This is a genomic window from Pedobacter polysacchareus (genome assembly GCF_019802255.1).
Classification (GTDB): domain Bacteria; phylum Bacteroidota; class Bacteroidia; order Sphingobacteriales; family Sphingobacteriaceae; genus Pedobacter; species Pedobacter polysacchareus.
In genome coordinates this window covers 685781-707948 of record NZ_JAHYSS010000003.1, presented here as the reverse complement: position 1 = coordinate 707948, position 22168 = coordinate 685781, and the positions used below count along the sequence as shown (strand labels likewise).

18 protein-coding genes are annotated in these 22168 nt (G+C 36.5%); 17 read left to right on the top strand and 1 reads right to left on the bottom strand.

Translation table 11 applies throughout. The features are described from left to right. The first annotated feature begins 74 nt into the window (after positions 1-74). The 15 genes from traM (at position 75) to K7X70_RS10575 (ending at position 19054) form a co-directional block, all read left to right on the top strand. Positions 75-1139, top strand: a complete 1065-nt coding sequence (gene traM, locus K7X70_RS10645) for a conjugative transposon protein TraM (RefSeq protein WP_222537042.1) — start codon at positions 75-77, stop codon at positions 1137-1139. Between the two features lie 12 nt (positions 1140-1151). Next, positions 1152-2141: a hypothetical protein gene (locus tag K7X70_RS10640; protein ID WP_222537041.1), complete on the top strand. Its 990-nt coding sequence runs from the start codon at positions 1152-1154 to the stop codon at positions 2139-2141. A 51-nt stretch (positions 2142-2192) separates the two neighbouring features. After that, positions 2193-2369 carry a BF3379 family histone-like protein gene (locus tag K7X70_RS10635; RefSeq protein ID WP_222537040.1) on the top strand — a complete coding sequence of 59 codons (177 nt, stop codon included), beginning with the start codon at positions 2193-2195 and terminating at the stop codon, positions 2367-2369. Between the two features lie 353 nt (positions 2370-2722). After that, positions 2723-3196 carry a JAB domain-containing protein gene (locus tag K7X70_RS10630; protein WP_222537039.1) on the top strand — a complete coding sequence of 158 codons (474 nt, stop codon included), beginning with the start codon at positions 2723-2725 and terminating at the stop codon, positions 3194-3196. A gap of 103 nt (positions 3197-3299) precedes the next feature. Continuing rightward, positions 3300-3656 (top strand): hypothetical protein, encoded by a 357-nt coding sequence (locus K7X70_RS10625; protein WP_222537038.1) that lies wholly within the window; start codon positions 3300-3302, stop codon positions 3654-3656. Between the two features lie 19 nt (positions 3657-3675). Then, a complete protein-coding gene (locus K7X70_RS10620) occupies positions 3676-4125 on the top strand; it encodes a hypothetical protein (RefSeq protein WP_222537037.1) in 450 nt (149 codons plus the stop codon). A gap of 10 nt (positions 4126-4135) precedes the next feature. Further along, positions 4136-4846, top strand: a complete 711-nt coding sequence (locus tag K7X70_RS10615) for an SOS response-associated peptidase (protein ID WP_222537036.1) — start codon at positions 4136-4138, stop codon at positions 4844-4846. 779 nt (positions 4847-5625) lie between these two features. After that, on the top strand, positions 5626-7188 hold the full coding sequence (locus K7X70_RS10610; RefSeq protein WP_222537035.1) for a type I restriction-modification system subunit M: 1563 nt from the start codon (positions 5626-5628) through the stop codon (positions 7186-7188). A 1-nt stretch (position 7189) separates the two neighbouring features. Beyond that, positions 7190-8410 carry a restriction endonuclease subunit S gene (locus K7X70_RS10605; protein WP_222537034.1) on the top strand — a complete coding sequence of 407 codons (1221 nt, stop codon included), beginning with the start codon at positions 7190-7192 and terminating at the stop codon, positions 8408-8410. 15 nt (positions 8411-8425) lie between these two features. Next, positions 8426-11293 (top strand): type I restriction endonuclease subunit R, encoded by a 2868-nt coding sequence (locus K7X70_RS10600; protein ID WP_222537033.1) that lies wholly within the window; start codon positions 8426-8428, stop codon positions 11291-11293. 37 nt (positions 11294-11330) lie between these two features. Continuing rightward, complete coding sequence (locus K7X70_RS10595; RefSeq protein ID WP_222537032.1) at positions 11331-12239, top strand: DUF5655 domain-containing protein; 909 nt, start codon at positions 11331-11333, stop codon at positions 12237-12239. A gap of 122 nt (positions 12240-12361) precedes the next feature. Then, complete coding sequence (locus tag K7X70_RS10590; RefSeq protein ID WP_222537031.1) at positions 12362-12814, top strand: hypothetical protein; 453 nt, start codon at positions 12362-12364, stop codon at positions 12812-12814. Positions 12815-12967: 153 nt separating this feature from the next. Next, complete coding sequence (locus K7X70_RS10585; protein ID WP_222537030.1) at positions 12968-14113, top strand: hypothetical protein; 1146 nt, start codon at positions 12968-12970, stop codon at positions 14111-14113. Further along, the gene (locus tag K7X70_RS10580) at positions 14110-16071 is read left to right on the top strand and encodes a phospholipase D-like domain-containing protein (protein ID WP_222537029.1); all 1962 of its coding nucleotides are present in this window, start codon (positions 14110-14112) and stop codon (positions 16069-16071) included. Before K7X70_RS10585 ends, K7X70_RS10580 begins: the two co-directional genes overlap by 4 nt. Continuing rightward, positions 16061-19054 (top strand): helicase-related protein, encoded by a 2994-nt coding sequence (locus tag K7X70_RS10575; RefSeq protein ID WP_222537028.1) that lies wholly within the window; start codon positions 16061-16063, stop codon positions 19052-19054. The genes K7X70_RS10580 and K7X70_RS10575 overlap by 11 nt, the downstream gene beginning before the upstream one ends. 51 nt (positions 19055-19105) lie before the next feature. Here K7X70_RS10575 and K7X70_RS10570 read toward each other — a convergent pair whose 3' ends face one another. Then, positions 19106-19351 (bottom strand): HAD family hydrolase, encoded by a 246-nt coding sequence (locus K7X70_RS10570; protein WP_222537027.1) that lies wholly within the window; start codon positions 19349-19351, stop codon positions 19106-19108. A 482-nt stretch (positions 19352-19833) separates the two neighbouring features. Here K7X70_RS10570 and K7X70_RS10565 point away from each other — a divergent pair, with 482 nt between their 5' ends. Together K7X70_RS10565 and K7X70_RS10560 are read left to right on the top strand one after the other, a co-directional pair. Further along, positions 19834-21102 carry an AAA family ATPase gene (locus K7X70_RS10565; RefSeq protein WP_255607073.1) on the top strand — a complete coding sequence of 423 codons (1269 nt, stop codon included), beginning with the start codon at positions 19834-19836 and terminating at the stop codon, positions 21100-21102. Then, entirely contained in the window at positions 21083-21952 is an 870-nt protein-coding gene (locus K7X70_RS10560) for an HNH endonuclease (protein ID WP_222537025.1), read from the top strand. Before K7X70_RS10565 ends, K7X70_RS10560 begins: the two co-directional genes overlap by 20 nt. Positions 21953-22168: the final 216 nt, after the last annotated feature.

The window sequence follows — 22168 nt, the reverse complement described above, 5'->3', positions numbered from 1 at the left end:
ATTCACTACTTACTGTGCCTGCCTGTTGATAACGGCTTTAATGAATCTTTTTAATCCATTTTAATCATTTAAATATGAACACAAAACAAAAGGTAACAAAGCGGAAGATCCTGCTCTTTCTTCCGCTGATTGTTTTTCCCCTGCTGGGGTTAGGGTATTACCTGTTTTTTCTCAGGGATGCCGAAAGGGAAAAACAATCCGTAAAAAGAGGCATCAATAGGGACTTACCTGATGCTGCTTTTACCAGCGAGCAGCCACAGGATAAGTATGGTTATTATCAGCAATCCGACAGGGATTCTGCGAAAATTAAAGATAATGGGCTTCAATCAGTAGCTGGGCGATTAGGTTTTAAAGGAAATCAGGAAGATCCTCAGACTTTAGCCATTACTCAAAAGCTGTCTTTATTGGATAGGGAATTGAATAGGAAAGAGGAACCTTTAGTTCCCCCTATGGTTTTAGGAAGTACAAAGTTGCAGCAGGATCCTTTAAAAGGGGATGTTGACCGGTTGGAGGGACTTATGAAATCCATGCAGGAGAATAAAACTGCTGATCCTGAAATGGAGCAGCTGAATGGAATGTTACAAGGGATTTTAGATATACAACATCCTGGCCGTGTTCAACAACGACTGGAGCTAACGAAATTGTTAAAATCCGATAGCCTGTTCAGGGCTATTCCAGCCATCATTGCAAATCACCAAAAAGCCGTGCAAGGAGCAACTATTAAACTTGTTTTACAGGACAGTGTGACTCTTGCGGGACAGCTATTTTTCAAGGGCCATGCGATATTTGGCATTTGCCAGTTGATGAACCAAAGGTTATTGCTAAACATTAAAAATATCAGGCTTGGAACTTCTATTGTTCCCGTTGATCTGACTGTTTACTCACTTGATGGCATGGAGGGGATTAATGCGCCTGAGGCGGTATTTGGGGATGCAGTCTCTGGTGGAACAGATAATGCCTTGCAGAGCATGCAGTTTTTGAATATAGATCAGTCCATTGGCGTGCAAGCTGCTGGCGCTGGGATCAACACTGCAAAAAATCTCTTTTCTAAAAAAGTACGGAGGATAAAGGTCAAGCTGGAAGCAGGCCAGCCGGTGCTGCTACGTAATAATAAATCCAATCAACAGAATTTTAATTAATAAAAACGCGGTATGAATTTAAACAATCTGGAGAATTTGAAACAAGAAATGAAAGCCCTGGGATTTAGTGATAAGCTGCAGGTGCTCATGGAAGAACAAATGAGAAATGACATTCCGCAGTTTCATCTTAATGATAGCATTGCTGCGGATAAGGGACAGGTTGACTTCACTTTGCACTTCAAGCAATCTGGCCAATCGGATTATTACTACTTGAATCGCTATGAGGTGGCTCATAATAAAGGCAAAGGTCTTGAAGAAGGTCAGAAATACATGGTCATTGTAGCTGGAGCGGATGGAAAGAACACAGTCAAGCGAATTGAAAATCTGACCGAGGCGATTGATCATTTCAAATCGCAAAATGGCGCTGCTGAACTTTCTGTTGGAAAGGATCCCCAACATCGAAAAATAATCGCCAATATGGAAAATGGTAAGGTAAACTTTATTAGTAATGAATTTAGAAATACCTATTTCTCTAAACCTGTAACACAGAATATATGGGTGGACAAGGGGAGGGGCTTCACTGCACAACAATCAGCCAATTTGATTCAGGGAAGGTCGGTTTACCGCGATGATTTAGTAAAGTATAATAGCGGGGAATCTTATAAGGCATGGGTGAAGTTAGATCTGGAGAAGGGTAAAGATGATCGTGGGAATTTTCAGATGCAGCAGTTTATGGATCCCCAGTATGGTTATGATCTAAAACATGTGCTAAACGAATACCGAATCAAAGAACTGGATGATCCTTCACAAAGGCAAAAATTAGAAGCTGAGCTGAAAAATGGTGATCGTGCGCTTATCTCCGCGGTTAAAGACGGGAAGGAGGTTAAATTGCAACTGGAAGCCGTTCCACGCTATGGAAATCTTAATTTCTTTACAATGGATGGCAAGCTTGAAAAGCGTAATCAGTTTGAGAAAGTTCAGGCCAAAGAAAACACCTTCGATTTGAAAGTTGGGCAGTCGAAAGATAAGGAGCTTTCAACAGGTCAGGAACTTTCGAGATAAGTGGCTTTAGGCTTAACAATTCATCATTTTTCACATAAATACTTAATTACCATGGAAAAGTTTAATCAGATTAAAACGCTTATCTCTCAAATTGAGGTTGATGCGGATAAATTTTATAACAGAGGAAATTCAGCAGCAGGCACTAGACTTAGAAAAGGAATGTTAGCTTTGAAAACCCTTGCTAATCAGCAACGTAAGGAAGTCACAGCAATAAAGCATAACAAGTAATTAAATAATAGGGGAGAGGAAATGCATTGATCCAGCATTAACGCATATTGCCTGGGTTATTAAATGTGTTTCTGGGCCATATCCTTTTGGGTATGGCTTTTTTTATGCAGGAAAGATTTTGAATTATGGTTCGTTTTATAAGGTTTGAAATTTAGTCCATATTGATTTTCAAAGAATTAATTATTCAGCGAAGTTCTCCATCGTGCTGAGCATATGGGTGCGCTGCGCCAAAGTAGTATTCAAAAAATGGGTATCCCTTCGGGAGCCTCCACATTTTTTGAATCTCCACTTTGCCCATGATGCCAGCCGCTGGAGAAAGGCTTCCATAATTAAATCTTTAAAAATCTGAAATTATGGAAACCCTGAAAATTCAAAATGACCTATCAAAAATCGCAGAAATTAAAATCAGTTACCTGCCTAAATTTAAAGCCTATGAAAGACCACAAATTACTTCCTCAATGGATGGATATAAGGCGCTTTATAGTTGCTGGGATAAGAATACAATTGCCCTTCGGGAAGAATTTAAGATTTTGCTATTGAATTATAATAACAGGGTTCTGGGCTATTTTAACGTGGGAACAGGAGGTGTATCGGCCGTTGTTGTAGATGCTAAACTGATTTTCGGAGTGGCCTTAAAAGCAAGTGCTAGTGCAATTATTCTAGCACATAGCCATCCTTCTGGTAATCTTGCTCCAAGTCCTCAAGATATTACCATCACCAAATCATTAATTGAGGTTGGAAAATTTCTTGACCTAAGGATTTTGGATCATTTGATTCTGACTCCTGATAATGGTTATTATTCTTTTGCAGATGATGGGTTGATTTAATTTAACCCAATCTAAAAGCCATAATACTAGATAGAAGATCTTTTCTAGTATAAAATTAGAATAGGATTTTAATTACTAATATTTTTAGTAATTTTGTGGTGTTATGGGGATTAGTTATTTTGGTCAGCAGAAGGGGAGTTTTACCAGTTTGCTTCCTTTATATAAAGAAGCAATAAGATGTGGTTTTTGGCTATATAGTAAAGAAACAGGAAAATGGTACACGCCAGAGGAGTTTTATCAGGAATTTAAGAAGGAAGAATATACCAACCATAGGATTACCCTGATATTGGAAAACGTAGTTATCCGGGATCCTATAGGCGGTATTGAGGCTGGCCATAAACAGCTTCACAGGCTTAAAGAAAAAAATCGTGTAGTTGAGGAAGATTTAGAAGCGAAGTTGGAAGCCTTTAGTAAAAAGGCTATCGATTATTACCAGAAAAAAGGAATAATTAGAAGCTAAAAATTTAGTAAATTAGGATATGAGATCCTTGGTTGATATTCTAAAAGAAAGTTTTGCTGAAACCATCTTAGATGTTAGCGGTACTCCTTATAATGTTTATTCAATCATAGTCACTTCGGATACTGATTTAACCGAATTTGCAGGGATTTTGGAGGATGTACTGCCTCATCATTTTCCGAATGAGGATTATATTTCAATATACCTATCTAAAGAAGGGGAGAGCAAGGAAATACTTGTTGAATTAAATTTACCATCAATTGAACTGCTAAGTATGGAGCTATTTATTGATGGAAAACAACAGACCGTTACAATCGTTGACGAGCCAGGTACAAGAGAGACCTTCGCTGTAATCGATGAAAATGGTAATTCATTGGGTGCAATTTGGTGTGAAAATGAATGGGAATGTCATGAAGAGATACTCAAACCATACGTTGAAATAATAGGTAAAGCAATCGATAATCGTTTATAGACCAAAAACTATGTGTTATCATACGACCCAAAAAGCAGAAGTAGAAGAGCTAAAGAAAGCATTTGATTTACCAATGGTAGATGAATCAGAATACACCAAGCATTTCCATGCAAATGGGTTTGCACATCCAAAATTGGCGGTTATTGCCAATGATGGGCAGAAGGCTCTATTCAACTATAATTGGGGCTTAATTCCATTTTGGGTCAAAACGCCAGAGGATGCTAAAAAACTGTCTAACCAAACTCTAAATGCAAAAGCTGAAACTATATTTAACCTTCCGTCCTTCAGAGATTCAATTGTAAAAAGGAGGTGTGTTATTCCTGTCAACGGTTTCTTTGAGTGGAAACATGTTGGAAAAGAAAAGATCCCTTACTTTGTTCATCCTAAAGAACATCCGTTTTTTTTATTAGCCGGTATTTATAGTCATTGGAAAAATCCGTTGAGGAACGAATTAATAGGTACATTTTCAATTATTACCGCAGAGGCAAACCCTATGATGGCAGAGATACATAACACAAAACTCAGGATGCCATTAATGATAGAACCAAGAAACTTGGATGCCTGGATTGATAATAGTCAGCCAAAGCAAGGTATAATTGAATTATTGCAGCCACAAGGGGATGAAGATATGGTGGCTTATACTGTTTCCTCATCTTTGAGTAGCCCTAAAGTTAATTCTGATGTTCCTGAGATCTTAAAGGAAGTTCCCTATATAATTTAAACTTTTTTTAAGGTATTTGCTAGAACTTAAACCCACTTTTCACAATTTGCATTCGACATTGTTACATTGCTCAAGGGCACTTGTCTACCGTACACGTAATCAAGCATGTATGGCTTTGGCACAACAGATTGGGAAGGCGGCAGCGCCTTTAGCACAATGTACGCAAATCCAGTGGAGGTTAAAAAGTATCGGGAAGAGGTAGAGAAAATTTTCGGTAGTGGTTTTTATAATGAATAGCTGATTGATAGGCGGACGGAGTAACTTTTTAATGTAAGCTACCTTGTGGTTATCTTTGCCCTGAGATGAAAAGGCAGCACATTCCGGATACTTTCGGAAATATTGATCAGTTACTTGACCAGTTGATCAAAGTAACTGATCAATAATCATGTCAAATGAAGAAGCAAAATCCTGATGAGTTTTCAATTTGAATAATAGATCAATCGCTAAACTTTTAAGCCCCTTTCTTCTGATTAGTCCATGTGAATTAAAGTACAGTTCAAATAACATTCTATTAACTAAATAAAATTTTCTACTACTGCTGGTAAAGATTTCAGTCATAACATAGCAGTGGGTGGCGGTATCTGCAGAAAATAAAAAAAACGGCGATTAGATATCCTTACTTTAATTAGCTAATAACCAGTGATATTATTGTTGTCCAGAAATGTTTTATAGGTTCCTGTATTAATTACTCGTTAAAAAAACAGTATTTTGGTGTATAATGCCCTTTTTTATATTGATCATTCGTATAAAATACCATTAGCCCATAATTTACAACCATAATGTCAGAAAATCAAAAACAAAAACTAGAGCAAAAGCTTTGGGATATTGCTAATACCTTAAGAGGAAGAATTAACGCAGACGAATATCGTAACTATATATTGGGTTTTATTTTTTTTAAATACCTATCAGAAAAACAACATCATTATGCTAATACATTATTAGCTGATGAACCTATTAAAGAATATACGCTAGTTAATGATGAAGAAACGTTAGAAGCTGTTAAACAGGAATCTCTTCATACCTTAGGTTATTTCTTAGCGCCAGATCAATTGTTTGATGTATTGACGAAGTTAGGGACGGAGAAAGGGGCTGATAACTTCATCATTGAAAAGGTAGAAGCAGTGTTAAATCACATCGAGCAAACCACAATGGGAACTGAATCTGAAGATGACTTCAACGGATTGTTTCAGGATATGGATTTAGCTTCTCAGAAATTAGGAAAAACACCTGACAAACGTAATGAAGTTATTGTTGAGATTTTAACAAAGCTGAACGAAATTGATTTCCAGTTAAAGGATGTCGATGCCGATGTTTTGGGTGATGCCTATGAATATTTGATCTCTAATTTTGCCGCTGGAGCAGGGAAATCGGCAGGCGAATTCTATACGCCTCAACAAGTCTCTACCATTTTAGCCAAAATTGTAACCTTAGGAAAGGATAAAATCCGTTCGGTGTATGATCCAACTTGTGGTTCGGGATCGTTGTTGTTACGCGTAGCAAAACAAACCAAAGTGGCTGAGTTTTATGGACAAGAATTAAATCCAACTACCTACAACTTAGCTCGAATGAATATGATATTGCACGATGTGCATTTTTCACGTTTCAACATCGAGCAAGATGATACTTTAGAAGAACCACACCATATTGAAAAACGTTTCGAGGCTATTGTCGCTAATCCACCATTTTCGGCAAACTGGAAAGGCGATACTCATACCTTAAATGCTTCTGATCCTCGTTTCAACCAATTTGGGAAGTTGGCACCAAAAACTAAAGCTGATTTTGCTTTCTTGCAACACATGTATTACCAGTTAGCAGATAATGGTACAGTAGCATCGGTGTTTCCGCATGGAGTTTTATTCCGTGGTGCAGCAGAAGGGGTGATTCGTGAGTATTTCATTAAAGAGTTAAATGCCATTGATGCCGTCATTGGTTTACCCGCCAATATATTTTACGGAACTAGTATTCCGACCTGCATTGTGGTCTTGAAAAAATGTCGTAAAGCGGATGACAATATTGTATTTATTGATGCCAGTGGTGAAGGAAATTTTATCAAAGAAGGAACTCAAAACAAACTGCGTGACGAAGATATTGAACGCATTGTTTCTGCTTATGCCAACAGACAGTCCATAGATAAATATTGTCATTTGGCAAGCTTAGCAGAGGTTGCCGAAAACGATTACAATTTGAATATTCCACGTTATGTAGATACGTTTGAGGAAGAAGAGACCATTGACGTAAAACAAGTAACAGAACGTTTAGCAGCTATTAATCAAGAAATGCTTTTAGTAGATGAAAAATTAGCAGTTTTTTGTGCAGAACTAAACATTCCTAAACCTTTTTAATATGCAGGGAACATTACAGCCGAAATTGCGTTTTCCTGGGTTTATTGGGGATTGGGAAAAGAAAAGAATAGGTGATATCGCAACTTTTAAAGGCGGAGGTACGCCAAGTACTAATAAACAAGAGTTTTGGAATGGGACTATTCCGTGGATATCTAGCTCAGATGTACTCGAAAACGATATTTTTAAGATTAATATAACCAGATATCTTACAGAATATGCTGTAGCTAATTCAGCGACGAAAATTATTCCAAAAGGAAGCCTCTTAGTCGTTTCAAGAGTTGGGGTCGGTAAATTTGTAATTACCAATGTAGATATTTGCACTAGTCAAGACTTTACAAACCTAATTCTGGATAATAAAATTGTTTCTAATTATTACCTAGGTTATTTCTTATATAAAAATAGAGATATTCTTTATTCTATCTCTCAAGGAACCTCAATTAAAGGGTTTACAGGGGCAGATCTTAAAGTAATAGGGATAAAACTCCCATCCCTTTTCGAACAACAAAAAATAGCTGATTATTTATCAAGTATCGATCAAAAAATCAATTTGTTAGAAGAAAAGAAAATCGAACTATCACGTTACAAAAAAGCGATGATGCAAAAACTCTTTTCACAACAAATTCGCTTCAAAGACGAAAATGGGAATGATTTTTCAGATTGGGAAGAAAAGAGATTGGGAGAGGTTTCTTATAAACCGAAATATGGACTAAATTCATCTGCCAAATCCTACGATGGAGTCAACGGCTATTTAAGAATAACGGATATTGATGAATTATCTAATAGGTTTATCAAGAAAGGGATAACATCACCTGATAAATTTTCAGATGAGTTTTTATTAAAAATGGGGGATTTATTATTTACAAGAACAGGAGCAAGCACTGGAAAAACTTATTTGTACTCTGAGTCTGATGGTAAACTGTTTTTTGCGGGATTCTTAATTAAATTCCACATAAAGAAAGGGTTTGATTCGAGATTTATTTTTTATCAAACTAAATCGGATAATTATAAAAAGTGGATAAGAATTATGTCAATGAGATCTGGACAGCCAGGCGTTAATTCGGAGGAATATTCGAATTTTAAATTTTTTACACCTTGTTTTGATGAACAACAAAAAATAGGAGATTTCCTATCAGCCATCGATGAAAGCATTGATAAAGTCAATGAACAAATAATGGAAACACAAGCTTTCAAAAAAGCTATGTTGCAACAAATGTTTGTATAATTAAAAAATAGATTAATGACCTCACAACCCGAACAACTTTTAGAAAATAGCTTAATCAATCAATTGGTTTATTTAGGCTATGAACGTATTTCTCTTCGTGATGAAAAAGATGTAGTGGCTAATTTCAAACAACAGCTAGAAAAACATAATAAAGTTTCGCTGACAGATGCAGAATTGAACCAAATTCTTATCTACATCAATAAAGGAAACACCTTTGAACGTGCTAAAACTTTACGTTCTCGCATTCCTTATGTCAATACATTAGGCGAAAACAAAACCATTCAATTAATTGACCAAAAAAAATGGTGTAAGAATGAGTTTCAGGTAGCGAATCAAATTTCGATGAAAGGGAATTATGACAACCGTTATGACGTAACTATTTTGATCAATGGTCTGCCATTGGTTCAAATCGAACTAAAACGTAGAGGGATTGAGCTAAAGGAAGCTTTTAATCAGATTAATCGTTACCAAAAACATTCTTATGGAACCGGATTCGGCTTGTTCCAGTATATCCAATTGTTTGTGATCAGTAATGGAGTCAATACCAAATATTACTGCAATGGTCGTGTAAAAGATCGTTCGTTTAAACAAACGTTTTATTGGACGGACAAAGCAAATGAGTTGATTACTAATTTATCTGGATTTGCTGATGATTTTATGAGTCCGTGTCATTTGGTAAAAATGATTACGCAGTATATCGTACTTAATGAAACACAAAAGGCGTTAATGGTACTAAGACCGTATCAATATTATGCAGTTGAAGCAATCATTAACCAAGTTAAAACAACTGATGATTACGGATACATTTGGCATACTACAGGATCTGGTAAAACCTTAACCTCTTTTAAAGCAGCACAAATATTAACTGATATTCCTGAAGTATATAAAGTGGTTTTTGTAGTCGATCGAAAGGATCTGGATACACAAACTGCTAAGGAATTCAATAGTTTCAGTAAAGGAAGTATAGATTCTACCAACGATACCAAAACATTGGTGAAACAAATGGCTGGTAACCAAAAATTGATAGTGACCACTATTCAAAAACTGAACAATACCATTTCTAAAAGCTATTATTTAAAAGACATGACTGCTTTAGAGAATAAACGGATTGTGTTTATTTTCGATGAGTGTCACCGTTCTCAGTTTGGTGAAACGCATGAGAATATTAAGAATTTCTTTAAAGGTTGCCAGATGTTTGGCTTTACAGGAACGCCAATTTTTGCAGCCAATGCAGGTACCAATGAATATGGTAAACGTACTACCCAGATGTTGTTTGGTAAGCCTTTGCATAAATATGTGATTACTGATGCCATTAAAGACGGAAATGTATTGCGTTTTGCAATAGAATACATTCGTACATTTAAACAAAAAGAGGAGATCCAGGATATTGAGATTGAGAAAATTGATGAATCTGAAGTAATGCAATCACCGATTCGTCAAAAAGCTATTGTCAATCATATCCTTCAAAACCATCGTCAAAAAACGCATAATAAGGAATTTACGGCAATGTTTTGTGTAAGCAATACAGACGCAGCCGTTGCTTATTATAAACTGTTTAAGGAGGCCAAAGAAAGTGGATTACACGATTTAAAGATTGCAACCATTTTCACTTATGCAGCCAACGAAGAGCAAAAGAAAAATGAGGACTGCAATCTGTATACGGATGATGATGAGCTTAGTATGGTCACTGAAGAAACGGTGCCATTTTTAACAAAATACAAAAGGGAAGAATTAGACGATTTTATTGAAGACTACAATAAAATGTTCCAACGTAATTATTCGACAAAGGATTCTACTTTATTCTATCAATATTACAACGACATCGCCGATAAGGTTAAAAATCAACAAATTGATATTTTAATTGTGGTTAACATGTTTTTAACCGGATTTGACAGCAAAACCTTAAATACCTTATACGTTGATAAGAATTTACAATACCACGGTTTAATTCAAGCGTATTCACGTACCAACCGTATTCTGAACGAAGTGAAATCTCATGGCAATATCGTTTGCTACCGTAATCTAAAATCAGCGACTGATGATGCTATAGAATTGTTTGCGAACAAGAATGCTGTTGCTGAAATAATTGAACCGCCTTTTGAAGCTTTAGATATTAAACTGCAAGAAAAGTACAATGAACTTATTGCCATTACACCGTCTGTAGACAGTGTGAATCAATTGCGAAACGAAGAGGAGCAAGCGGCATTTGTTCAAGCTTTCAGGGATGTGATGCGTTTAATCAATAAAATGAAGCAGTATAGTGATTTTAGTTTTGATAACATGCCCATTACGTTACAAGAATTTGAGGATTATAAAAGTAAGTATTTAGACCTGTACGAACAAAATAAAGGTTTAAACGGTGGTGGTGATAGTGGTCAATCAATTTTAGATGATCTGGATTTTGAATTGGAGCTGATCCATCGTGATGAGATCAATGTTACCTATATCATGAACTTATTGATTCGTTTGCAAGCGGCACCAGCCCCTGAAAAGGCAAATCAGGTAAAGATGATTCAAGATCTATTAAATTCAGATATTCAATTGCGCAGCAAGAAGGATTTAATTGATAAATTTATGCGAAAGAATTTGCCATTAATTACTAATTCTGATGATGTGATGGAAGTATTTGATAATTTTATTCAGGCTGAACGAAAATTAGCTATGGAAGCCATGAGCTCGGAGGAAGAATTGGATGCCAATAAATTGGAACATATTATTGGTGAATTTCTTTTCACTAATAGACAACCACTGCGTGATGATATCGTGGGTACGATGCTTGTGAAACCAAAATTGTCGGAACGCTCTTCTAAGATAGAACGTGTGACACATAAGATCTATGATTTTGTGAATACGTTTGTAAGTGGTTTTGCGGGTAGGGTGTAGACAAATAATTTAGGTGATTAACCATTAGAACTGATCTATGCAGCTTTTTATCAAACTTAAAAATCATTTGTCTAATCTAAAGGAAATACCTTTTAAGTTAGAAAAGGATATACAGAATTTATTTGAGTGTAATTTAGAAAATATGACTCGACTAAAATTTATCAAGACAGAATTTACAATAAAAGCACAGCGTTTTGATACATTAGCTTATGATGAAGAATCTAATTCATTTGTTATTATTGAGTATAAACGCGATCGTAGTTTTTCTGTAATAGATCAAGGAGTCTCTTATTTGAATTTGATGCTCGAAAATAAGGCTGACTTTATAGTTGAATATAACGAGTCTCAAGAAAATTCGTTAAAACGAAGTGATGTTGATTGGTCACAATCAAAAGTAATTTTTGTATCTCCTAGTTTTACAGACTTCCAAAAACAAGCTTCAAACTTCAAGGATCTACCTATTGAGCTATGGGAAATTAAACAATATGAACAGGATATTGTATTGATTAATCCGATCAAAAAATCGAAGGCTGCGCCAACAATCAAAACGATTCAAAGCCCTGCTAATAGCAAATTGAATAAAGTGACAAAGGAAGTGAAAGTTTATTCTGAAGAGGAGCACTTAGATGGGAAAAGAGATGAAATTGTTGAGCTATATTGTGCTTTTAAAAACGCAATTTTGGTTTTAGACAATAACATAGATATCAAACCTAAAAAAATGGAAATTGGATTTTTGAAGGAAGGAAAGATATTTACAGATATCTGCCTTTTAAAAACTAATTTAAAAATATGGATTAATCTTAAACATGGCTTGTTAAATGATCCTAAGAAGCTTACACGTGACATGTCTAAAAAGGGACACTGGGGGAATGGGGATTATGAGATAGCGGTATCTGACACCAAAGATTTAGAGTACATAATGAGTTTGGTGAAACAGGCGCTTTAACTTATATTCATGAATAATGTATTATATTGATAAGTATAATACTACTCTGTGTGTCAGCCAATTTTGATTTTTTTGTTAAAAACAACTCGTTAAATAAAATTTTATTGGTATTTTAATTTATTATGATGGAAATAATATCAAGTTTGATTATTGGATTATTTGCGATGGGTATAACATGCTATTATTCTTCCTATGCTAAAAAGATCAGCCAGGATGAGATTTTCTACGCTTTATACTCCAAATTTAATGAGCGATACGATAAGATTAATGGTGAGATCCAAAAATTATATAATCAAAATTTGGTCACTGAGCTTAAGCTTTTAGACCTTAAGAATAATGAAGTTCAATACCGTGCGGTTATTGATTTTTTTAATATCTGTGCTGAGGAATATTATTGGAAGAATGAAAAAAATCGAATTGATCCTAAGGTTTGGTTTGCCTGGGAGTTTGGGATGAATTTTTGGTATCTAAATATCAAAGCTGTAAGGGAACTATGGCAGGAAGAGATTGCTGGTGATAGGTATAAGTCCTATTACCTTCAAGAAGGAGATAACCTTTTTAAAAAAATAGACTAAGACTGGATATCAAAAAAGTCTTTTACAATTTGATCTGTAATTTTCGGTTTTTTAAAGTTCGATGAAGTGCAAGTTGTTTTAGAATTGATCTAGGACTTTAGTGTCGAGCTTCAGTTACCTTTAAGAGTAAGTGCATTTAACCCATTAACGCTCATGTATTTTTTAACACTCCAGGATCCAGACTATATGGTCAAGGGGTCTCGTGATCCTTTAGGTTTTCAGGTTTTATGGCAGGCGGCTGGCAGGCAACTGATCCCATGCTTATCAACGGTTTCCATTAGTATTCGCGATTTTCAGTTGATGTCAGTAGCACAGTATTGTAAAGAAAAATATAAGATCTCTGATAGGGATTATGGAGTTTTCTTTACCTGCTTAGAACAATTGATGGCCTATTCTAGATTCAACTATTTTAAAGGAGATGATTCTTTTAATGGTATTGATCGGGTTCGAAAGGTTCTGTCCGATAACCGTACCAAAATTCAAATCGGGGAAAAATTTCAATTGCTTTCAAATCAAAGGAGTTATGGAATATGGGGTAAATACAATCGACCTTTTTCTGATTTGGGGATTGCAGATGACAAGCTCTTTAAACAGGTTCAAGCGGAAAAACTAGCAAGTAACGAGCTCTTAAGGATCAATATTGAATTGTTGATTAAGTGTAAAGGTGCTGAAGTATTAGTTTCTAAAGAAATTCTAGAGAAGTTAGGGACTATTTTTGAAGTGCCATCAAACCAGGAGAAACAGTGTTATATCCAGTATTTGCTAGGAGATCATTTTGGGGGTGAGTTACTGCGGTTAGTAGAAGGACATCCAGAGCTGATGAAACTGAATTTTTATGAAAAGCTGGAGTTTTTGATACTGCAAACCACTGATGTTCGTTTTGCCAATTATTTAAAGAGGTTAAGCCATACTGAACAGGTGTTGTCTCCGCTGAACCGTATTTTTCGGCATTTGCAAACTAAAATCTGTTGGACTCAAGAATCCATAAATAATAACAAATTCATAGATTCTTGTAGAAATAACCAGCCTTTAAGCCTACTGGGTCATATTCCTGCTAAATTAGAGCAGTTGCTTAGGCTGCCTAATTGGGAGCTCGTAATGGGCCTAATAGAGGTGAATACGAAGGTGTGCAGTAATAGGGGGTCAGGTCCTTGGATGACTAAAACTGCAGTAGGGTTGGATGTCAATCGCTTGGAAGGAGGATATTCTAATGATAATTATCTTCCTGCTCGAGACAATGATCATGGTTATTTCCTGGATACTTGGTTTAGCTTATACAGTCAATTGACCAAGGCATGAAACGACACATACTAAAGGAACAATTTAGTCAAGCTATTGGAAATCGGAAAGTATTAGCGGCATTGTTTTACACCTTTAATTTTGATCCAGTTTTTTTTGAGAACTATGTCATGCCCTTGCTAGTCCCAGAAAAAAAATTCAAGAATGAACAGATTTATAATACAATTTTATGGCGTAGGTGTTCTAAAGAGGGAATAATGCCTGCTATTACGGTGTATTGCGACCATTATGCAAAAGATGGAACTTCAGCGCCTACTTTAAATTATGAGATGCGTTGTATTCGATTACCTGCAGCCCGTCATGTATTGGTTAATTTTCATCCTAAAGAGAGTTGGATTTTATTGGATGATGGTACTTTACTGCAATTTAATGGGTCTGCTAATATTACCCAGTCAGGTTGGTGTGAGAATTTGGAATGTGTTTCACTAACCATTCTGACTAAGAATCAATGGCCTAAAACCTCTAACGTTAATCAAAAGCAGAGGGTTATTCAGGGGATTGCACGTCTATCTTCGCAAAAGAAGCTGAGTGATGCGGAATTAAAAATTTTTGATTTTCTGAAGTATACAGATCCAACAACACATTTTTTTTCAAGTATTGAAGTTTCTTTTGAGGAGGTTTTGTCCGATTTGATTACCGTTCATGGGATCTGCTCCATAGAAATTATCTCACCCTATATGTATGGTGAAGCGAATCTGATTTCATTTTTACAACAAAGAGGAGTGACTAAGATTTTTTGTCTTATTCCTGCGTTGAAAAATAATGAAGTATTGTTAAGTAGAGAAACCTTTGAAGCCATGAAGAATAAAGGGGTGGTTTGGTGTAATTGGACAAGTAATGAGGTTAATGATGAGCCAAGGAACTTACATGCTAAAATGTATAGGCTATATGGAGTCAATAAAACCATCACCATAACTGGATCTATAAATTTCACTAATCCGGCTTGGAAAAAGCTTCAACCAGACCGTTTTAATCAGGCCAATGTAGAATCAGGGATTATCTATACCGAAGAGATTCAATTACCACTATTGATACCTAGGCTAAATCTAGATATTGATCAGATGTCGTTTATCGAAAATCAAAATATCGAGGCATCAGAATGTACAGATGCAGCAGGTAGAGGTGCTCCCGAACTCACTTTTACCATTGATTGGGGCCAAAAAAAATTGTCTTTCTGTGGGAAAATTGCTAAAGGAGATCGGGTTATTTTTTCTCATTTATTAAATCATGCGGAACTGCTCAAAGGAAATGGATATTTTTTACTGAGTGATTTTGACCTCAAATTACTCAGTAAAAAATCATTGATTGAATTGAAGGTTGATCACCTTGGAACTATAAATTTTTATTCCTATTATCCCAGTCAAATCGCTATTGAATCTCGCCCGTTAAGTTTTAAGATGGGCCCAGAAACTATTCTAAGGTTTTGGATGTTAGGTGATGATGAATTCAGGGAAGAAGAGTTGACTGAATACATTGCCGAACACATTACCAATGAATCTGGTGAGATTGACCATACCCGACTTGATAAGTCTTCCTTACTTAATGAAATGGCACAGCATTTTACTGCGCTGGTTCGATTGGAAAAACGGCTTTTTAGAGAAGATATCACAGATAAAGAATACCAGCTTCGGGAGATCAGATACTTTTTGCTTTCAGAAAACTTGGAAACGATTCCATATTATTTGAAAAACTTGCAGCAATTGGCCGGTGAAGGAGCAGTTAGTAATAGTTTTTTTTGGATGGTTTTGCAGATCATTAATGCGAAATTTTATCAGGCTGCACTGAAGTGGCCATATTGTAAAAGGGGTGGGCAAAACGATAAAGCTTTTAAACAGGCTTTAAAGGGTCAGTGTACTTACATTATGGATCTAGCGGCCCAAGTCCAAATTAACATCCCAGGTTTGGCCGAAAAATCTGAATGGTTCACCGAGCAAATTAGTAAAGAATATGTCAATTGATCAAAATGATATCACTAAGGTTTTAAACTTGAAATCCCATGAGGATATTGCTGATGTCATTGCCCAAAGGCAACTTGCAGTGATTAAAAAAGGATATGAGTATTTGTCTAAACCTGGTAACTGTATCCTGTATATCGCCGATGAGGTAGGTTTAGGGAAAACTTATATTGGTCTTGGCATTGCTGCAATGTTGCGGCATTCGCAGGATTCAGCTGTAGCTTACATTGATGGGATCATTGTACCTAAGAGAAACTTACAGGATAAATGGTTGAAAGAACTGCGTAATTTTGCAAGTAACAATTACCTTGATCGCAGTAGAGGTTACGATGAACTTGCAAACAAGGAGGGGATTGTTCATGATAGAATCAGGCCAATACCATCTGGTAGTTCTTTTAACATTTATAGAATGACCTCATTTAGTAGTTTGATTAGTTCTAGGTCGGAATTACTGAATTATTTTAAACTTGTAGTATTTCAAGAGGATCCTTTTTGTGAGCAGGTGCTGGAAAAGGCGTATCGGCTTGGTTATTTTTACGATAGCGAAGATAATGATAAAAACGCTTTATTGCATTTGATCTCCTGCCTATTAAACGCCGTATCTGAAAGGATAGATTGCCTGATCATAGATGAAGCACACAACTATAAATACGGGGTTAGCGAAAATGGTGAGGCCAATTCTTCTAGAAATAGGGTGACGGCCCGCTTTTTAGGCGCTATACAAGACCAGCAGATTATAACCGCATTTCCTGAAGTTCATGCTAGAATGAAATATCCACTAGCTAATAAGGTGATTTGCCTTTCAGCAACCCCTAAAGACCGGAATTTAGAAGAAATCAAGAGACAACTGGATTGCTTTACTCATAAGCACCTTTTAATTGGCTGTAGGACGAAAGAAGATATTTTATGTCAATTGCCTAATTTTTTAATTCGTGGAAATTTGCAATATGTGTTAGAAGGGGAGACTTTTTCTCGAAATCAGTGTCGGCATGAGCATCGCAGGGGCAATGTTGAAAGGTCAGCTGTTGCATCAGCTATTGAAATGGGTGATAACCTAGATAATGTATTTTGGCAATTATTACAATACCAGTCTATTCGCCAGCTTTCCCAAAAGGCTAATGCTTCTTTTGAAATAGGAATGTTAGCGGGCTTTGAGAGTTATCAAATAGACATTGATAAGCGTTTGCCTGCTCCAGATGGAAAGGAATATGAAATCACTTCCCAAAGAAATAAAAGGGATAGTGAGGACGCTAACATTATAAGGACCATAGTCGAATCCTATAAGCAAACGTTTGGTGGACAGGCGCCACCTCATCCCAAGTTATCGAAACTGGAAAATGAATTGATCTCTCAGATGCAGCGGCAAGAAAAGTCCCTGATTTTTGTCAGAAGGATTGCAACAGTGGACGAATTGATGAAACGCTTGATTCATTTATATGATCAAGATATCGTTGTTGGTCAGTATCTTCAATTTACAGGCAGATGGGCCAAATATTTGAAAGAGAAAAAGATTATCAATTTAATTGCTGAATTTAAGGAAACTAATTTTAGTAACAGGGTGAAGGATGCTTTGGTGGAAATTTCTAACAATAAAAGCGTAGTAAAGTGGTGGAGCAAACAACATGTGAATGAACTGGAACTTAATGATTTTTTATTGTTTTGCTATAGACAGAGGACCAAGGGCTTTGTTGATTTTGTTCATAATTTCATTAAATCGCGTAAATTCAAAAGCCGAGGTAGGGACGAGGTTTTTAAATCTTTAATACCGTTGTTTTCTGATTGGCGAGAAGCTCAGGAGCAGGACTTAGAAGTAGAAGATACTGATGAAGTACAAAACAGATATGATTCTTTTTTTAAACAATATTTTAAAAAGGGTGAGCATGGGCATACGTTTAAACAAAAAATATACAAGCAAAATTGGTTTGACTTAAACCTTTATTTACTGATAAAGAATGATGTGAATTTAGGTGAACAAGCTAGTTGGGCTAAAGATCACGTGGTTTATGAAATTTCTAAAGAGCAAAGGAGTCTGTCGGGCTTTAAAATATATCAACAGACTTTTATAAAGGCGTTAACTCAGACTGTTAAGATAAAAGGGCATGGTCTTGTTATGGGCAAAAAAAATAGATTAGCGGAGTCCAGTTTTATCACGGAATTTTTGTTACAGGTCTGTTTATCTGAATGGCAAATTTGGATAGCAAAATATGGCCAATTGCCTTTAGAAACCTTTATAAAACACTTTGAATGTTTAAGTGCCTTATTACTAGCTGTGTTTCAAAATGGGAGTGGTCTTTTACCCGCTTTCATTGCAGATTCTGGTAAGGGGAACTTTAATAGTTCACTGATTAATTTATTGAAATCAGAGGACGCCCCTTTTCATCACATTGTAGTTGAAATAAAAACGATTATTAAAGATTATGGGTTGATCATTTCAGTGAATTTTCAACACTTGGACGCAGGTAAAATCGCAAAGAGTTTGCAAAATATGTCTCCCATAGTTGGCGCAAGTGGTCAAGATAAAAATAGAAGTGTAATAGCTGCACGATTTAGAATGCCAGGATTTCCTTATGTTCTTGTTGCAACCGATATTTTTCATGAAGGAGAGGACCTTCATACTTATTGTCAGCAGGTTTATCACTATGGTATTGCATGGAACCCAAGTGGTATTGAGCAGCGTACTGGGCGGGTTGATCGAATCAATTCCCTTAGCTATAGGAGCTTAAATCAAACGGGCAAACGTTGTTTTGAAAATAAAATTCAGGTATATTATCCTTATTTGTCACGTTCAGTAGAAGTGAACCAGGTGGTTAAGTTGTTGGGGCATATCAATCGATTTGTGGAGGATTTCAATCAAATCGAAGAAGTTCAAAACTTTGAAAGTGAGGTGTCAATTGAACAAGCAATCACTATAGATGACATTCCCCAAGCAATCGAGCATAGACTATTCTCAAAATATGAGTATGATCAATTCAAAGGCTTGCATTAATACTATTTTTCACCTCATTAATAGCAGGAAAAATTATATTGTGTTATAGCCCTAGTAAGGCAGGATTTCTTTAGGATGATGGATAATATTTGTTGGTTTGGAGATGCTTAAAAGTTCAGCTACATTGTTACCCCAGATGCAGGCAACACTGGTAATACCTGCTGCTTGTGAGGCTTGGATATCGATTGCCCGGTCTCCAATAGAATAAATCCCAGTACAATCACATCCAAGCAGGGCTGCGGCTTTATGGAAGGACTCAGCGATAAATTTGAGGTCTATAGTATCTCTGTTGACCAAACGAAATCGGCATGGCTTAAGGAGTTGAAAAATCAAGACCTACCATTGTTACAAAGCTTGGATACTCCGAAATTGCACTCAGCAATTTCGGAGTATCAGCCGTACCAACTACATTGTTGATTGATCCTGATGGGAAAATTTTGATCAGAGAAATAGGATTTGCTTCCAGTGGGAATAGTCCTCTTGAAAAAAAGTTACAGGAGGTTTTTGGTACAAACTAAATTTAAACACTACTATCGCTGTTGATCGGATTGATGAAATTGCCTATATTTGGTCACCGATCGACAGCTCTTATTTACGCTCTCAGACCATTAGTATATTTCATGGATCGCCTTCCTGGCTTTTAATCCATATTCTTGATGTTTTTTACTGTACGGATTTGCTTTATGTTAGGTTCTTGATTTTCTTTTTATGATTTTATTGTTTTAGATATGTAGTTTTAATAGATTATTGATAATTTTGGATAGATACCCCCTCAACAGATGTATATAAAATCAGTCGAAATTAATAATATTAGATCAATAAGGTCTTTTCGTATGGACTTCCATAACCCTGCGGGCTGGCATGTGCTCATTGGCGATAACGGAGCAGGCAAATCAACGATTATTCGTTCGATTGCCTTAGCATTAGTTGGACCTGAGCAGGCCCTTGGTCTTAGAGCGGACTGGTCTGACTGGTTAAATAATACTTCCACCGAGGGTTCCATTAGCCTTGAAATTTCAAATGATAAATGCGATAAACATTCTGGACGCAGCGCCACACTGAAAAATCGGGTCATTCCTAATATGTTGCAATTTAAACGCGAAGATGAGTTTATAAAATTTTCTGCAAAAAAGACCCAGCCAGATCCATTCCGATTTAATTGGGGACATGGCAATGGATGGTTTTCGGTAGCATACGGACCATACCGGAGATTCGCCGGTGGGAATCAGGAATGGACCAAAGTGTTTTATTCCCAGCCTAAATTGGGAGCGCATCTTTCTGCATTCGGCGAGGATATCGCTTTGACCGAAGCGATCGACTGGCTTGTAAAACTAAACTATCAGATCCTTGAGCAAAAGGAAAACAGGAGTATGATTGATTATCTGAAAGCTCTAATTAATTCAATAGACTTTCTACCACATAAAGCCGAGCTCCATAGTATAGGTTCTGACGGTGTTATTTTTAGGGACGGGAACGGCGCTTTTATCTCAGTAAGTCAAATGAGCGATGGTTACCGTTCTATACTCAGCCTAACTTTTGAGTTACTAAGGCAATTGGTTCGCGTGTATGGACAGACAGCTGTTTTCAAAAACATCAAGAAAGATATAATGAAGATTGATCTTCCTGGAGTTGTGCTTATAGATGAAGTAGATGCACACTTGCATCCAACTTGGCAAACTAGAATTGGCTCTTGGTTCACCAAATATTTTCCAGGTATTCAATTCATAGTTACCTCGCACAGCCCCTTGGTCTGCAGAGCAAGTGAATCAGGTACAATCTGGCGTTTGGTTACCCCGGGTAGCGATATGTTTAGTGGGGAGATTGTAGGAATTGATAAAGAACGACTAATTTATGGCAACGTCCTGGATGCTTACGGAACCGAGTATTTTGGCAAGACACCCGTCCGTTCAGCTAGATCGGATGAGAAATTGGAAAAATTGGGAAGTTTGAACATGTTATCCGCACTTGGGAAAATTTCGAAAGAGGAGGAAAAGGAACGTATACATTTACAGCAAATTTTGAGTACGGATGATCCTATTAGTTTCTAAGACTCTTAATAAATCGGAAGCTGATATCCTACTGGGGCTACAGGGTCGGGTAGATGCTGAGGTAACATTTACTTCTCGTGCATCCAGAGCGCAGTCGCTATGGGATAGCAAGGGCAATGTAGCCGGGAAAGCTGCATTCGTCAAAATCAGAGAAAAATTAGAAGGAATGTGTGTTTTCGTTGGTCTTTGTAATTATTGCGAGCAAAGTGAAGCCAATGACATTGAACATATTCATCCAAAATCTTTTTTTCCGCAATATAGCTTTGACTGGAGCAATTATATTCTAGCATGTAAACAGTGTAATTCAGGTCATAAACTGGATAAAGGGTATGTCATCGACGGTCAGGACGAGCTTGTTGGATTGGTAAGGGGTAACGAGCCTCCGTTTGCTACAATTGGATTTATCAACATCAGAACAGAAGATCCACAATACTTCATGATGTTAAACCCTATCACCTATAAGTTTGAGATTTTCGCTCATCTCTCCAAAGCAGAGAAAAACAAAGCGCAAGGCACTTTAAATATACTGGAGCTAAACGAACGTGACACTTTACTCGCTGCGAGAAAAAGTGCAGCTAGGCATTATTACGAAATGCTCGACCGTCTAGTAAAAATGCTTGGTTCAAAGAGCATGGTTGAATTAGAGCAAATATTAACTCCTTATGACGATCTGTTTGATTTGACCCGTCCACTGAGTGATATTAAAGTAGAGCTCTTAGCCAGCTTCAAAAAGTATATATCTACTTATCAGCATCCATCTGTTTGGCAAACCATAAAATTGATACATTCAAAGACTGATAGCCGATGGAAAAGCTTATTTGAAAAGCTTCCAGATGCCTTGAATTGGTAATCTAAAGTATAAGTTGTTTTTTTAATATCAATACCGATTGTGAATTTGGTGATATGTTTTCATTCGTTTTCGAAAGGGATCATTATGGCCGTTTTCTCCATTTATATGTGAATTAGTTTCTGGTTGATTCTGAATTTAGAATTTTAAATAAAACAAATGGAATATTATGCTTGTATGTGGAATTTAGTTTGCATTTATGGAATTTTATTGCAAACT